Origin of the sequence: Paraburkholderia fungorum (genome assembly GCF_902833645.1) — a bacterium.
Classification (GTDB): Bacteria; Pseudomonadota; Gammaproteobacteria; order Burkholderiales; family Burkholderiaceae; genus Paraburkholderia; species Paraburkholderia fungorum.
In genome coordinates this window covers 389,728-404,913 of the sequence record NZ_CADFGE010000005.1, presented here as the reverse complement: position 1 = coordinate 404,913, position 15,186 = coordinate 389,728, and the positions used below count along the sequence as shown (strand labels likewise).

The following is a 15,186-nucleotide window of genomic DNA, read 5'->3' as shown; positions in this document are numbered from 1 at the left end:
GTCCGCCGATACGGCCGATCAGGCCGCCTGTTCGTCGGCAATCACGTTGCGCAGCGTGCCAATGCCCTCGACGCTCACTTCGCAGACGTCACCTTGCTTCATCAGCAGTCTCGGTGTGCGCGCCCATCCGATGCCTGACGGCGTGCCCGTCACGATCACGTCGCCCGGTTCAAGCGTAATCGCCTCGCTCAGAATACTGATCAGGCTGGCAATATCGAACACCATGTCGTCCGTGCTCGCCGCCTGCACGACTTCGCCGTTCAGACGCGTCTCGAGCCACAGCCCCTTCGCACCGGCCGGCAATTCGTCTGCCGTCACCAGGTCTGGACCAAAAGCACCCGTTCCGTCGAAGTTCTTGCCCACTGTCCACTGTGGAGACTTGAACTGGTATTCGCGCACCGAGCCGTCGTTGAAGAGCGAGTAGCCCGCTACGCAGGACAACGCATCGTCCTTGCTGATATAGCGGCCGCCCTTGCCGAGTACGGCGGCGATCTCCCCTTCGAAATCGAGCGAATCGGATGCGGTTGGCCGGATCATCGGCTGTTGATGGGCGATCAGACTCGTATGAACGCGAAAGAAGATCGTCGGGTAGTCCGGCTGTTCGTACTTGCTCTCCCTGGTGTGATCCGCGTAGTTCAGGCCGATGCAAACGATCTTCGTCGGACGGGTAAGCGGCGGCAGGAAGCTCACGTCGTCTGCGCTCACTACTTCCGTACCCGCATGATCGCGCCCATAGGTAGCGAGGTCGACACCTCGCGTGAGCAGAGACTCGAGTGATTCATCCCCGATCACACGAATGTCATTGCCCTCTCGTACACCGAGCAATGATTTCCCATCCTTAACGAAGGACACATACCGCATAACGATCTCCAGTACATTGAAATGAAAGCGCGTATGCCATCACTGAGTGACAGGCAACGCGTATTGCCGAAGCCACGCGGCAAAGGCGTGACAAATCTCATCGTTGGCACGACGCGCCGCTGCCGATGCTTCGAAGAATGCAAAGAATGGATGGAACATGTCGTCGAACCGGTGCACCTGCACGGGAACGCCGGCAGCACGAAGACGTTCCGCGTACGCAAGCCCTTCCTCGCAAAGCGGATCGTGCCCAGCGACGGCGATCATGGCGGGCGGCAGCCCGATAAAATCCTCCGCGTGCAGAGGCGACGGCGGAAAGGTCCCGGCCTGCGCCTTGTTCAACCCCATGTAAAGCCGGGAGATATCGCGCAAGTCCGATGGCGACAGCATCGGGAAGTCGTTTCGTTTCGCTTCGATCCGCGCGGTGTCCCGGGCCAGGTCGACACCGGGGACCACGAGCAGTTGTGCCGCAAGGCGTTCTCCCCGGTCGCGCAGCGTCAGGGCCGTAGAAGCGGCCAGGTTGCCGCCGGCGCTCTCCCCCGCCACCGCAATGCGCGACACATCGCCTCCCAGGGCCGCGACGTTACGGATAGCCCATAGCGTGGCCGTCAACGCGTCATCGTGCGCGGCAGGAAACGGATGTTCCGGGGCCAGCCGGTAGTCGACTGAAACGACCACCGCGTTCATGTCCCGACATAGCTTGCGTGCAACGTCGTCCATCAGTTCGACGCTGCCGAGCACGAATCCGCCACCGTGGAAGAACACCACCGTCGCCAACCCGGGCCGCGCATCTTGTGGCCGATAGATGCGCACCGGTACGTGGGCGCCGCCAAACTCCGCGAGTGCATCTTCGAGCGCACCGACGACGCGCAATTGAAAACGTTCGCGCGACGCCATGATGGCGCGCCGCATTCGCTCGCGGGCCTGCTCAGGCGTGCCGGAAAATGGCGGCGGCGCATTGGCGGCACGCATCGCGGACACCACAGCGGCCAGTTCGGGATCGAGCGGTAGAGGCATGTCGACGTCTCTCATTGCAAGCCGAGAATGTATTGCTGGGACGCAAACGCCCGTTGCCGCAGTGCATCGAGGTCGACATCCAGCATGTGGCCATGCCGCTTCACAGGCCGCCCTGCGACAAAAACCGTGTCCACGTTGCCCGGGTGGGCAGCCAGCACAACAGCGCCCACCGCGTCGGAAACCGGTGTGAGATTGAGGTCGTCGCCTCGAATCATGATGATGTCGGCCTGTTTGCCCGGCGTGAGTGAACCGATCTTGTGATCGAGACCGTTCGCGCGCGCCCCCGCAACCGTGGCGAATTCGAGCACGTCACGCATCGAAAGCGTGGCCGGTGCGTTCGCCACGCTCGAATGGTTGCCGCCCATCCACGAACGGTAATAGGCGAACGCATGCCGCATCTGCGTGAACATGTCGCCTGAGCATTTGGTTTCGGTATCCCCGCTCAGACTGGGCCGGATGCCGACCGCCAGCAGTCGATCGAGCGGAATGTCGCCGATGCCTTGCGCGTTCAGTTCGCAGTGCACACCGAGCGATGCGCTGACGCCCGCGTCGGCCATCATCGCGATCTCGTCCGCACCGCAAAAGCAGCAATGCACGAACGTCAGGTCGTCGCTCAGTACGCCGGCGTCATGCATCTGTGCAATGGCCCGCACGGACGCATTGCGTGCATACGCGCCCATATGGATGGACGAGCGGATGTCGAGTTCGCGGGCAAGTTGCAGATCGGCAAGCCAAACGTCGCGCTGCGCCATTTCAGGGCCGCGCGCCGCCATCGCCAGCGTGAGAAGTTGATCGTCGGATGAGAAGAACCGTTCGCGCAAACGACGGATGTCATCAGGGTGGCCGCGCTGGCTGTCGAACATCCACGACGCGCCGTCCACCAGCGGCCAACCGTGCGCAAACACACCGCGAATGTTCGCATCCCGCAAGCCCAGAACAGCGGCGTCCGCATGGTCCGGTGTATTTTGCACGTGCGACCAGTCGAGCATCGTGGTGATACCGCCATCCAGCGCGGAAACGGCGCCGAGCATCGTCCCAATGTAGACATCCTCCGGCCGGAATGCGGCGCCTTTCGCGCCCAGCATTTCGGCGAAGTAAATCTGCGGATCGATATCCGCATAGCGATGGCGCACGCAGGTTTGCCATGTGTGCCGATGCGTGTCGACAAATCCGGGCAGCACGATCATGCCGCGCGCGTCGACGTGCTCTGCATCGGGGGCGTCGAGATGGGACTCGACGGCAATGATGTCGGTCCCCTCGACGAGGATGTCACCTTTACGCAGGTCACCGATCACCGGGTCCATGCTCAGGATCCAGCCACCCGTCAGCAGAGTTCGTTGTTCGTTCATGATGTCACCGTTTCAGCCATTGGCCGATTTGCGCTGCGGCTTCGTGAGCACACCCCACCTCGGTGCTGGCCCACGCTACGTATCCATCCGGACGCACCAGCAGCGCCTTCACGCCGTCCATCGAGGCGGGAATATGCGCGGCGCGCGCCTGCAACACGGTGACCGGCAGGCCGGACACATCCAGTGCTTCGAACTGGCTGCTGAATCCCTCGAGATCCAGCAGCACGAAGTGCCGGCTGCGCAGGGTTTCCGTCACCGCGACGGAACGTCCGTCAAGCAACACGAGATCGAAGTCCGGACAACGCAGGCCCGTTAGCGGATGGCTATCCGTGTCGCGCGGATACGGCGCTTCCAGACCGCACAGTTCCAGCACCAGTTTGCGTTGCACATCCGGCAACGGAACAATGTGCTCCTGCATGCGGCGCTTGAGGGCCACCGCCTCCGGTTCGAAGTTGAACTGCAACGCACACTGCGCCTTCACGCTGTCGAGCAGCGCATGCATGACGGGAAGGCGTTCCGTGTCGTACGTGTCGAGCGTGGCCACATCAGCCACGCCGTTGATGACGTTGGCGAGTTTCCAGCCGAGATTGAAAGCGTCCTGCAGGCAGAAATTCATGCCTACGCCGCTTGCCGGGTAGTGGATACGCGCCGACTCACCAACCAGGAAGGTGCGCCCTTGCCGCAAGCTCGGCACCGCACGCATCTGATCGTCGAACCGCGATGCCCAGCGATATTTCTCGATGCCGTAATCGGTACCGTGCACATCGCGAATGCACTGCAACGCTTCTTCGAGCGTGACGGGTTCGTCTTTCGGCGCGTGACGGCGGTCACGGTGCACGATATTGAATCGGGTAATGCCCTCGCCGAACGTGTAGCCCCGTACCCAGCCCATTTCGTTGTCGACATTGATCCGTCCGCCAGGCCACGGCGCCTTCAGTTCGGCATCGAGCACAATGCCGCGAAACGTACCGGAACGCCCCTCGAACGGCAGGCCGACTTTCGATCGGACCGTACTGCGGCCGCCGTCGGCGCCGATCAGGTACTGCGCGCGCAGCGTCGAGATGACACCGGAGGCATCGGCCACATCGACCTCGACACCATCGGCCTGCTGGCGGACGTCCCGCGCTTCAGCGCCGCGCTGCACATGGACACCGCACTCCACCGCCCAGTCCCACAGCACTTCCTCGGTCAGGTTCTGCGGCAGCCCCAACGTGAAACCGAAACGCGTTTCCAGATATTTCCATTCGATCGGATGGAAACCTGCCCAGATGTGGGATGGACGGAACGGGTAGTCGGCGATCTTGCGCGTTTTCTCGATGAATCTGTCCGCAATGCCACGCGCGTCGAACAACTCCAGCACGCGTGGCAGGATCGTGCCGGCGCGTGACTGGACACCTTCCGTGCGTCGCTCGAGCACCAGCGTTTTAACGCCTGCTCCCGCCAGTTCCGCCGCGACAGTAAGGCCCGACGGACCGCCGCCGACCACTATGACATCCCACTGCATCGTATTTCTCCGTCTACTTTGTGGATTCGGATCCTGCACCGCGATCCTGTAACGCCGGGTCCGACCGGACTCGTGTGGCGACGACGCCAGACGCGCCCATCGGTCGTCCTCCGCTTAAAAAAGATGCGTCATCCCAACTTCCATCTCCAGTTGTCGTGACGTTGACGCTGGCGCCTGATTCCGAAGCACCGCCAGTTGCCCGCTACCTGCTATCTGCAACACGCTGAGCAGGTAGAGGCTCGTGCGCTTCGAAAGCGCGTAGTCGAGGTGCGCGTGAAGCTGATTCCATTTGTAGGTATCGAGCTTCGTGTATGAATAGCCGCCGCCGATGCGCATTTGCGTCGTGATGTACTTGTAGGCGCCCACGTCGATGGTCTGCGCCGTTTCCGACTGGCCGGCGGCTGTCAAGCGCGTATAGCTGTAGTTACCCATCACCCGCACGGTGTCGCCGGCGTAGGCCACGCCGAGCGTGGTCGTGTTCTGGTTCTGGCTAACGGTCCGCGAATGATTGGCGCCGAAATTAATGCCGTACAACTCGCTCACCCCTAACCGCGTGTATGGCGCATACGGCACACCGTCTACGGATTCCCACACCAGCACCGACTGGAACCGGCCGCTCGTGAAGCTGGCCTCTGCGCCAACCGTACGACCCGTGTTGGTCGCCGAACCCTGCTCGCCAAACCCATACTGGGCGCCAAACTGAAGCGCGCCGCCGAAGACAGGCGATTTGTACTTGATCAGGTTGTTGAGCGAATTACCGACGGTCCGGTCCAGGTTGCCAGGATGAGTCGCGAGGAAAGAGGTGAAGCGTTCAGACGTGAAGGGCACAAGATCGGCAAGAAGGTCGTACATGGACCCCAGCGTGAGCGTCCCCACTTTGCTGGATTTCAGACCAAGGTAGCTTTCGAAAGGCGAACTCGTGCCATTGTTGATAAAAGCATACTGACTAAGCCGAAAGAACGCGGATGTATCCGTGTCCAGTTCTTCTCTGCCCGATATCGCCCAGAACGGCACCGCATGGGAGCCGGTCATCTGATACAGACTGCTGCCCTTCCCCGCGCTATTGCTGTACGAAATGCCGGTTCCGAGCAGCCCCGAAAGGGTTACGCTCGACTGGGCATAAGCACTGCCTGAAATAGCCGCATAAATCGTTATACTAATTAATAATTTTGTTTTCATTTCCACGTCTCCTGATCTCCTCCACAAACCCTGTTCAGATACGACCGCTATAACTGCGATTCGCAGCACGAACAGGGATCACACCGATCGCGATAGCCGGTCGCGATCGTCGGCAAGCCTTCCGGCCTACGGTTCTATTTTCATCGCGCGTCGCCAACGTGAACGCCTAACGCGACGGGGTTCACTACGCCGCCCTGTCGAAGAAACGTGCGGTAGAGAACGATAGCGGCCCAAAGCGCGGTGGCGCCCGCAGCGGCGAATACCGACGCCATCGCACGGGGCAATGCATCGGGGCTTCCTCCGAAACCATGCTGGCTGACCAATGCGATCAACGTGGGAGAGCCACCTTGTCCGATCAGCCCGTTGAGAACGAGGACGATCGCCATGACTGCGCCCACTATCGACGCAGGCGCCACTTTCGCCACGACTGTCGACGTGACTGCCATGAACGTCCACGAGAACAGCACCACCATGGCGTCGACGACCCAGAATGCGCTCACCGATCCGATCAGACACATCGTGACTGTCAGCGCCGTCACGGCGATCGTCACGAGCACACCGACCAGTGCAACGCCCGCGAGACTCCTGCCGCCCTTCCGATCCATCGCCATGCCGGCGAGCCACAGACCGAGCGGCCCCATCGTCAGCAGCAGGCCACCCTGCATCAGGCCGATTTCCCGCAGACCCAGATGGAAGCGGCGTGCGGTCATGGTCGGCATCCAGCTCCCAAGGCCGAAAGTAATCATCGCGTGGGAGACGGCGAACAGGGTCAGCGGCAGAAATATCGCCCGATTCGCGACAAGATAGCGGCCGACGCCCGCCAGACTGCGACTCGCATCCGCGGATGCTTCTTCTTGCCGCCCCGGCTCCTGCGCAAGAAAAATGAGCAGACTCATGGGCAGCCCGACCATGCCGATCAGGAACAACGTGACCTGCCACGGCGAGACCGTACCGATGAAGGGAATCGAGCGGATACCGGCGGACTGGATTGCACCCAGCAACGGACCACCCAGTACGAGCGACAACCCGGTTCCGAGCATCAGCGACATCGTGTACACGGACAATGCACGCGCCCGGCGTTGTTCGTCGACCCCGTCGCGAAGCAACGAATAGGACGAAGGTGGGATCAACGCTTCCGCGCCGCCCACAACGATTCGCGCCACGAGGAGCGCCACGAACGCCGACGCGACTGCGTTGGAAGCCACGGCAAGCGACCAGATCGCCACGCCCACCGCAATCACAACGCGCCGGTTGAACCGGTCCGCCAGCCAGCCGGCGGGCAGCCCTACCGCAATATTGGCAATCGCAAATGCCGCGCCGATCAGAAGGCTGATCTGGACGTCGCTCGCCCCGAAGTCCCGTTGAATCGGCCCCACCATCAGCACGAGAATGTTCTTGTCGATCTGGGCCAGCATGCTCACCACAGTCAGGCAGGCAACCAGCCCCCACTGCCGCAGGATTGACTGGCGATTACGGCGGTCCTCCATATTCTCTGTCTCCGAAGGTTTTGTGCGCGCCGCAGAGGGCCGCTATTTGCAGCAAGTATAGATTTCGCGAGACATTTACAAAATTTATTGTTTAAATGCAGAGCATCTACCCTGTAAATGTCATACGACGATGCGTTTTAACAAACTCGATCTCAACCAACTGGTCGTGCTCGACGCGATCCTGTCCACCCGCAGCGTTGGCCGCGCAGCCGAACGGCTGTTTCTCAGCCAGCCCGCCACGAGCTGCTCCCTCGCCCGTCTGCGCGAGTACTTCGAAGATGAGCTGCTGGTGCCGGTGGGCAAGACACAGGTCCTGACACCGCTAGCCACGGAACTCGTCAAACCTGTCAGAGACGTTCTGCTGCAAATTCAGACGATCACACGCGCCAGGCCGACGTTCGATCCGGCCACCTCGACGCGGCGCTTCACGATAGAGTCGTCCGACTACGTGATCAGCGTGTTTCTTTCCGAAGTCGTAAGAAGAGCGGCCAGGCTTGCGCCATTGATGCAGTTCGACCTGAGGGCGCTCAGCCCCCAGTCGCCGGAGCATCTGGAAGGCGGTGAGGTGGAGCTGCTCATTGCACCCGAGTTCAACACGGTTGCGGGGCACCCTGCCGAGAAATTGTTTGAAGACACGTTTACGTGCCTGGTGTGCGCAGACCACCCGGTCAAAGGTAATACGATTACCACCGATCAGTATTTTGAATTGGCGCATGTCGGTGTCGAATGGGGCGGCGGCAGGCGCGTGACCCTGGACGCGCAGATGATCTCCACCGGCAAACAGGTTCGCCGCCAGGATGTCATTTCGCCGACTTTCACCCTGGTCCCGGAACTGCTCCTCGGTACGTCGAGAATCTCCACGCTGCCCACGCGGCTAGCCCTTCAGATGGCACAGCGGTTTCCACTGCGGATCCTGCAATGTCCGATCAGGATTCCGAAGTTCGTGGAGAAGGTGCAGTGGCACAAGTATCAGGAACGCGACCCGGCCATCTCCTGGTTGCGCGCGCTATTGCGGGAAACGGCACTCGCCCTGCCGGTTGCCGAACGGGCTGAGGTCAACGGAACGGCTACGTCCGGCAAACGGTCGCGGCGAGCGTGACAGCGAGCGTCTTGCGGAAATCCGGGATCCAAACGGCAAACGCTTTTTCGTTAAGCACCGTATGCCATCCGAACCAGACCGCGCGGGCCAATCGCTCGAATCGCGCGACCAGGAGATCGGCGTGGGCGAGGCAAGCGCGTAAATGACAAATTTACAGTTGAACGTATCCAGTTTCCTCACACTTTCAGCGGCTCAATTTAGAATCACCACCAGGCGCGGATGATCTCAGGTGAATCGTCACCTTGACTAAACGCGCTCCTGCTGACGCGGCAACGGGCAACGGGCAACAAAGGGATGCCCGGGCGCGACGTTACACTTCATTCAACGACGGGATATCCCATGATTTCACGCAAAGGCGAAGCGCCTGAGGCACTGAGCAAGGAAGATCTGGAGGCGATGTCCGAGTTCCGTTACCAGCTGCGCTGCTTCCTGCGGTTTTCCGAGGAGGTCACTCATGCTGCGGGGGTCACGCCTTTGCAGTATCAACTGATGCTCCAGGTGAAAGGTTTTCCCGGCAGATCGTGGGCGACAGTAGGCGAGCTGGCCGAGCGACTGCAAGCAGCGCCCAATGGCACGGCTGCGCTGGTATCGCGCTGCGAATCCGCCGGGCTGGTGATTCGCAAACCTGGCGAAGAGGACCGGCGCCAGGTACGGGTCCACCTCACCGCCAAGGGCGAACGGTGCCTGCTGAAGCTGGCGGCGCTGCACAAGCCCGAGATCGCATCGTTTGGCTGGGTGTTTGGCAAGCCAGCCAAACTGCCATAGACATAGATATTGTCGTTCGCAGAACATCATCGGCCACTACGCCATGTATGGTCCATGCAAATATATGGCACACTGTGCTATATAGACCCTACTGATGCGTTTCCGGCGGCGGCATGCATATTTCAGAACTTGTTAACAAACGTGCACTACAACGCGCGCGGCGGCTATGGTTGCACTATGGTGTGTTCTGGCTGGGCGCCATCGCGACCGGGCTCATCGCCGTTCTCTACGCGAAGCTGATCGACATCGGGTATGACACATTCCTGCGCTATGCGGCGCGATACTGGTGGCTGCCGCTTCCCGTCACCCCGGCAATCGGTGCTCTGGGTGTATGGCTTACCCGGCGCTACTTTCCCGGCTCCGAAGGCAGTGGCATCCCGCAGGTCATTGCCACGCTCCATGACCGCGGCGATCTTGCTCCACGTCTGCTGAGTATCCGGATCCTCGTCGGCAAGATTCTGGTGTCGTTCCTTTCGATACTCGGCGGATTCACGATTGGCCGCGAGGGGCCGACAATTCACGTGGGCGCCGCGCTGATGTTCAACCTGCGACGCTTCTATCCGAACCGGTTCCGCGCTATCCGGGGCATCGAACTGGAACGGCGGCTAGCCCTCGCGGGCGCGGCGGCGGGGCTGTCCGCGGCGTTCAATGCGCCGCTTGCCGGCGTCGTATTCGCAATCGAAGAGTTGACCCGCAGCTTCGAGCAGCGCACGAGCGGCGTGCTGATTACCGCGATCATCTTCGCCGGCGTCGTTTCGCTGGGCCTGCAAGGCAACTATACGTATTTTGGAACGATCAATATCGGCAGCCACTTTCCAGATCTGCTGGCAGTCGCGGTGGTGTTGATCGGCGCTGCGTCGGGCGTGGCGGGCGGCGTCTTCTGCTGGCTTCTGCTGAACACCAAACGCTGGATGCCCGCGTCGGTGAGTGCGTGGCGCAGTAGTCGACCGGTGGCATTTGGTGCCGCGTGTGGCCTGGTCGTCGCGGTAATCGGGGTGGTGTCAGGCGGCCACACGTTTGGTAGCGGCTATGCCGAAGCACGCGCATTGCTGGAGGGACGCGCACAACTGGGCGTCGCCTACCCGGTGCTCAAGATGGCCTCGATGGTGGGCTCGTATCTGCCAGGTGCGCCAGGCGGCCTGTTCGCGCCATCGCTCGCGATCGGCGCCGGCATTGGCAACGCGTTGCACTTGCTGTTTGGCCAGATGCAGTTGCCAATGCTGATCGCACTTGGCATGGTGGGCTATCTTGCGGCGGTGACACAAAGCCCCATTACCGCTTTTGTCATCGTGATCGAGATGATTGACGGCCACGCACTCGTCATCTCCCTCATGGCCACCGCGTTAATCGCCAGCCAGATATCAAAACTTTTTGCGCCGGCACTTTACGAAGCGTTATCCGAGCGTTACAGCAGGCCCGAGGTGAGCACATAACAGCCGGAACGATCTTCTGTGCAAGCGATAGCGGACCCATGCATCACACAGCCAATCAGACCGCACGCCGGATGTACTACGGGACCTCGATCACGTCCTGTCTGGTTCCGCGCATACCCGCCTTTGTACGAGTAGTTTTACGAAGCAACCCCGCCGGCAGCGGGGACAGTGATAATCCAAATGAACAGGTACGGAAGTGGCGATGAGGGGTAGTCGTTTGAATGTCGGCGCGATGGAAAACCCGCTGATCCGCTCGAATATTTGCCACTGCAATAGCCTGGCGATCCTTATGGAAATAATGTGTCTGCCACATGGAAGCTATCGACCCACGCTCTCCTACTCCATGAAACGATAACGAGCGGGACCCGAGTAACCAGCAACTATCGATCTGCATTCATGGGCACGAGGAATATGACCGTCATCGATATCCTGGAAAAACGTCTGGTGTTTGGCATCACGCGCCTGATCTGCGTCGCGCTCCTATGTATCGCGTTAGCTTCGCTTGTCGCGGTAGTGTGGGCGAGCTTTGCCGGCGGTCGTACGGTGCCGGCGGTCTCCGACCCGGTTGTCGGCGCGCAGGAAATACTCTCTTCAATCGCGGGGTCCCAGGAGGCCAACGATCTATCGCCCGACCTGAACCCATCGAGCCTTGTGGCGATTCCGAATGCCACGGGCCTCGCGATCCCGGCTGCGCTCGAATCGGTGCTCGTCAATGACTCGGCCAGTCAACCCGTACTCGATAGCTGGCTTGGGAAAGTCCCGGAGCAGGATCGGCAGCAATTTCTGAATGAGTTGTCCAACGTCGTAGTCGAAGCCAATCGGCACGCGGCGACGTGGGAGTGGGATAACAGACAGCGCTACGTTGCGACAGCTATGGGGCGATATGCCGAGGTAAAAATCCGCCGGCTCGATGAGATCACGAGGCTGCAAACATTAGCCGCCGCACAAAATGCCCAATATCACCTTGACGCGGGCGTCCTGCTGGCAATTTGTGCAGCCCTGATTCTTCTGCTGGCTGTGCTCACAATTGAGCGGAATACCCGCCCAGGAGCCAAAACTGCTGGCGGCAAATGAAGTTCCACGACGTCCGGTTCGGCGCCTTTCCCGTCTCGATGTTCAGACTGGCAGGTGCCGCGAAATATGGCATGTCCTTGCCGTCGAATGGAGCGTGGAAAGCTAGCCGCGCACAAGTCGCCAGTTCGTCAACCATTAGGCACTTCGCACTCGCGACGGGTGGCCTCGCTCCTGCGGCGAAGTTCTTCCGTGGTTTCGCCGCCGCCTTCCGGCGTCCAGCCCGGCGGCCGGATTACGTGATTGATCGCGGTCGACACGCTTTTCGCCTTCACCACGTCCCGCACTAGCGTCGCCCAGTGCTCGAACTCGACGACGAACGGATTGCGTGAGGTGGTCGGGGTGACAAGCCCGTAGCGGCAGGGTTCGTCGGCGCGTTCCCCGACGTAAGTGCCGAACAGCCGGTCGAAGATAATCAGCACGCCGCCGTAGTTCGCATCCAGATAGTCGACATTCGATGCATGGTGCACGCGGTGCGAGGACGGCGTATTGAACACATACTCGAGCCAGCCGAGCTTCGGTATCCACGTGGCATGCAGCCAGAACTGATACATGAGGTTGATGAAAAGCGTCAGCAGAACAACTTCAGGGCGCACGCCGAGCCACACGAGCGGCGCGAAGAAAATCGCCGAGCCCGTCAGCTTGCCCGTCACGCCGAGCCGGTACGCGGTGGAGAGAGTCAACTGGTTCGGCGAGTGGTGCACGGCATGGGTAGCCCAGAAGAAGCGAATGCGATGCGACGCGCGGTGATACCAGTAGTAGCAGAATTCCTGACCGATGAAGAGCGCCAGCACTGTCAGCGCGCTATTGAGCTCCACCGTGAAGATGCGATGCTCCCAGGCGAAAGCAAACACAGGTGCCGCGAGCGATAGCGGCAGCATGGCGAGCAGCTTGCGCGCGAAAACGTCGGCGAGCGAAAGCCACACTTCGTGCCACGCAAATGGCGTGGCCGTAGTGCGGTTTTTCCGAGTCAACCAGACGGCTTCGACCATCGATACGGCGATGACGAAGGCCGTGACTAATAGTGTGAATTTTCCAAGTTCTTCCATGACGATGCCATAACGGTAGTGGCCGGGGTATCGTCTGCGGTGAAGTCGTGCAACCGTGCATCGCATCCGATACGCGCACTTTAGCTATGGCTCCCGCAACAGGCTATGCGAAAGTTATTTCACCGCATGTCATGTGGCTGGAACGCTTTATGGACGGCGCACCAGCGGTTCGCGTGCAGTGCGTGGCGCATCCCTGCGCGTGCCGAACAGCGTGTCGCAGATGGGAAACGTCAGGTTGAAGTTTTGTGTCGCCATCAGTTCGGGATCATGATGCGTGACGTGCAAGCGCCGCACGGTATTGACGAACGGAACGCGGTCGAGCAACGGGTTGTCGGTGACGTGCGAGAGTGTGTGCAGCCCCTCGTACATCAGGTAGTACGCCGCCATCGTGAGCAGCGCGATATACCCCGCATTGCGCGAAAATACATAACCGATGAAGAGTGCGAACGGCACTGCCGCGAGCACGAACGCGACCGGCGCAAACGGCGGAAACAACAACGCGCGCCAGTGCCGCTGGCCCTTGTATTCGAGCGTGACGTGCGTGAAAAATCTGTGATGGACCGCGCAGTGCCGTTTGTAGATCATGCTGAAGTACTTCGTCGGGCGATGCAGCACGTAGCGATGTGCGGCCCATTCTGCCCAGTTGCCGAACAGAAAGAACGGAATGACCGCCATCCATTCGGCAAGCGTGGGCGCATGAAGCTGCGTGAAGCAGTACCCGATCACGCCACTCGTGAAGAGCAGCGTGAAGCCAAGGTGCAGTTCACCGCGATACCAGGCTGGCGTGGCCGCAACATAATCGTCGCGAAACTGGTATGAGCGCGCGCGAACGTCCTCGTCGTATTTCATCGATGTCTCCTGTATGTGAGCGACGCGGGCGCGCTTCCGCGCCCGCTGGAATGCACTAGGCGGCCTCGTGGGCGGTACCGTTATCGAGCTTGCCGCGAGTCTCCGGCACGATGAACGCCCCCGCCAGGAAAATTACGCTGATCGCCCCGGCGAAGATCGCAAGCGTCATTGGTAACTGGCCGGCGTCTTTAGCCACCAGCGAGACAGCGGTCGGCATCATGCCGCCAATCGCGAAGCCGATGTTCCATGACAGCCCCGTGCCGGTGGCGCGAATCGCGGTCGGAAAGCGTTCGTTCAGGAAGATCAGAATCGGCGCGTAGCCGGCGCTGCCGAGCGCGCTCAGAATCACCGCGTAGACGCCGATCATCGTGATGCTTTGCGCCGTAGGCAGCAGCAGGAATAGCGCGGGCAGCGCGATCAGGCGAATCAGGCCGATCCAGACGAACGCGCTCTTGCGTCCAATGAAGGTGCTCAGATGTCCCGCCGCGATCGAGGCGATCACCACCGCGACGCTGCAGATCATCAGAATCGCGGCCGCGGCGCCGTTCGGTGCGTGGCTTACCACCTTGAGGAAGGTCGGCAGATAGCCAGACGTGAGGTAATAGCCGCTACCGCCGCCGATCGTCAGCAGCAGATTGACAAACAGAATCGAGCGATAGTCGCGGGAAAACAGCGTGCGGATCGGCGAGCGTACGACCTCGACCGGTGTGGCCGTGTTCTGCATTGCGGCCTTGGCGGCCTTCTCAGCGGCCAGTTTCTTCCACAGCGGCGACTCCTCCAGACTGCTGAAAACGAACAGGCCGAGAATCGAACTCACAATGCCGGTGAAAAACATGCAGCGCCAGCCCCACACGTCGAACAGCTCGCCCGGGAAGATCGCAGACATGGTCAGATAGGTGAGCGACGCGAGCAATGCGCCGAGTCCCGCCCCGCCACCGCCGATCAGCCCCGACACGGCGCCGCGATATTTCGGCGCGACCGATTCTGTCCCGATGGTGTGGGTCGACGCCACCACGCCGCCGACGAATACACCTTGCACCAGACGCAGCATCAGGAACAGGATCGGCGCGACGAGGCCCACTTGCGCGACCGTCGGCAGCAAGCCGAAAGCTGCGGTCGACAGACCCACGCCGACCACCGCAGTGATCATCGCGCCCTTGCGTCCGTGCCGGTCCGCGTAGGAACCGAACCATGCCGAGCCGAGCGGGCGCATCAGCAGGGTTACGGCAAACGATGCATAGACCGCGGCAAGCGAGAGCATGGCGTGTTCGGACGGAAAGAACAGCCGCCCCACTACCGGTGCGACGAACAATAAGACGAACAGATCGAACAAATCCAGTGCCCAACCGAGGCACGAGGCTACTACCGCACCCATCACCTGCCGCTGGTCTACCGCGGGCAAGGCGGCGCCATTTTGCGCTGCTACGGACATCGTCATCTCCTTGATTATCAGCGGGCCGTCTTTCGATCGTCCCCGTTTTAAGGCACGTTCTGGATTGCGTGCTCTTAGTTGTGTTAATGAACTT

Annotated in this window: 13 protein-coding genes; 4 read left to right on the top strand and 9 right to left on the bottom strand. The window is 60.8% G+C overall.

The features are described from left to right. Nucleotides 1-18: 18 nt before the first annotated feature. The 6 genes from HWX91_RS18885 to HWX91_RS18860 form a co-directional block, all read right to left on the bottom strand. Nucleotides 19-861 (bottom strand): fumarylacetoacetate hydrolase family protein, encoded by an 843-nt coding sequence (locus HWX91_RS18885; protein WP_028199313.1) that lies wholly within the window; start codon nt 859-861, stop codon nt 19-21. 39 nt (nt 862-900) lie between these two features. Continuing rightward, nucleotides 901-1,875 (bottom strand): alpha/beta hydrolase, encoded by a 975-nt coding sequence (locus tag HWX91_RS18880; protein WP_244144091.1) that lies wholly within the window; start codon nt 1,873-1,875, stop codon nt 901-903. An 11-nt stretch (nt 1,876-1,886) separates the two neighbouring features. Continuing rightward, complete coding sequence (locus tag HWX91_RS18875) at nt 1,887-3,224, bottom strand: amidohydrolase family protein (protein ID WP_028199315.1); 1,338 nt, start codon at nt 3,222-3,224, stop codon at nt 1,887-1,889. A 4-nt stretch (nt 3,225-3,228) separates the two neighbouring features. Beyond that, nucleotides 3,229-4,728: an FAD-dependent oxidoreductase gene (locus tag HWX91_RS18870; protein ID WP_028199316.1), complete on the bottom strand. Its 1,500-nt coding sequence runs from the start codon at nt 4,726-4,728 to the stop codon at nt 3,229-3,231. Nucleotides 4,729-4,842: 114 nt separating this feature from the next. Continuing rightward, nucleotides 4,843-5,907, bottom strand: coding sequence for a porin (locus tag HWX91_RS18865; RefSeq protein ID WP_042276515.1), 1,065 nt, complete (start codon nt 5,905-5,907; stop codon nt 4,843-4,845). A 140-nt stretch (nt 5,908-6,047) separates the two neighbouring features. Beyond that, nucleotides 6,048-7,394: an MFS transporter gene (locus HWX91_RS18860; protein WP_028199318.1), complete on the bottom strand. Its 1,347-nt coding sequence runs from the start codon at nt 7,392-7,394 to the stop codon at nt 6,048-6,050. Between the two features lie 130 nt (nt 7,395-7,524). Between HWX91_RS18860 and HWX91_RS18855 the strand changes: the two genes are divergently transcribed. The 4 genes from HWX91_RS18855 to HWX91_RS18840 all read left to right on the top strand — a co-directional run bounded on the left by HWX91_RS18855 (nt 7,525) and on the right by HWX91_RS18840 (nt 11,765). After that, a complete protein-coding gene (locus HWX91_RS18855) occupies nt 7,525-8,493 on the top strand; it encodes a LysR family transcriptional regulator (RefSeq protein WP_028199319.1) in 969 nt (322 codons plus the stop codon). A gap of 339 nt (nt 8,494-8,832) precedes the next feature. Beyond that, on the top strand, nt 8,833-9,258 hold the full coding sequence (locus HWX91_RS18850; protein WP_028199320.1) for a MarR family winged helix-turn-helix transcriptional regulator: 426 nt from the start codon (nt 8,833-8,835) through the stop codon (nt 9,256-9,258). A gap of 113 nt (nt 9,259-9,371) precedes the next feature. Next, nucleotides 9,372-10,691, top strand: coding sequence for a chloride channel protein (locus HWX91_RS18845; RefSeq protein WP_028199321.1), 1,320 nt, complete (start codon nt 9,372-9,374; stop codon nt 10,689-10,691). Between the two features lie 411 nt (nt 10,692-11,102). Next, nucleotides 11,103-11,765 (top strand): hypothetical protein, encoded by a 663-nt coding sequence (locus tag HWX91_RS18840; RefSeq protein ID WP_028199322.1) that lies wholly within the window; start codon nt 11,103-11,105, stop codon nt 11,763-11,765. Nucleotides 11,766-11,893: 128 nt separating this feature from the next. Here the strand turns inward: HWX91_RS18840 and HWX91_RS18835 are convergent, their stop codons facing one another. From HWX91_RS18835 to HWX91_RS18825, 3 genes are all read right to left on the bottom strand, one after another. Then, nucleotides 11,894-12,811, bottom strand: coding sequence for a sterol desaturase family protein (locus HWX91_RS18835; protein ID WP_028199323.1), 918 nt, complete (start codon nt 12,809-12,811; stop codon nt 11,894-11,896). Nucleotides 12,812-12,958: 147 nt separating this feature from the next. Next, nucleotides 12,959-13,660, bottom strand: coding sequence for a sterol desaturase family protein (locus HWX91_RS18830; RefSeq protein ID WP_028199324.1), 702 nt, complete (start codon nt 13,658-13,660; stop codon nt 12,959-12,961). A 55-nt stretch (nt 13,661-13,715) separates the two neighbouring features. After that, the gene (locus HWX91_RS18825) at nt 13,716-15,092 is read right to left on the bottom strand and encodes an MFS transporter (RefSeq protein WP_028199325.1); all 1,377 of its coding nucleotides are present in this window, start codon (nt 15,090-15,092) and stop codon (nt 13,716-13,718) included. Nucleotides 15,093-15,186 lie beyond the last annotated feature (94 nt).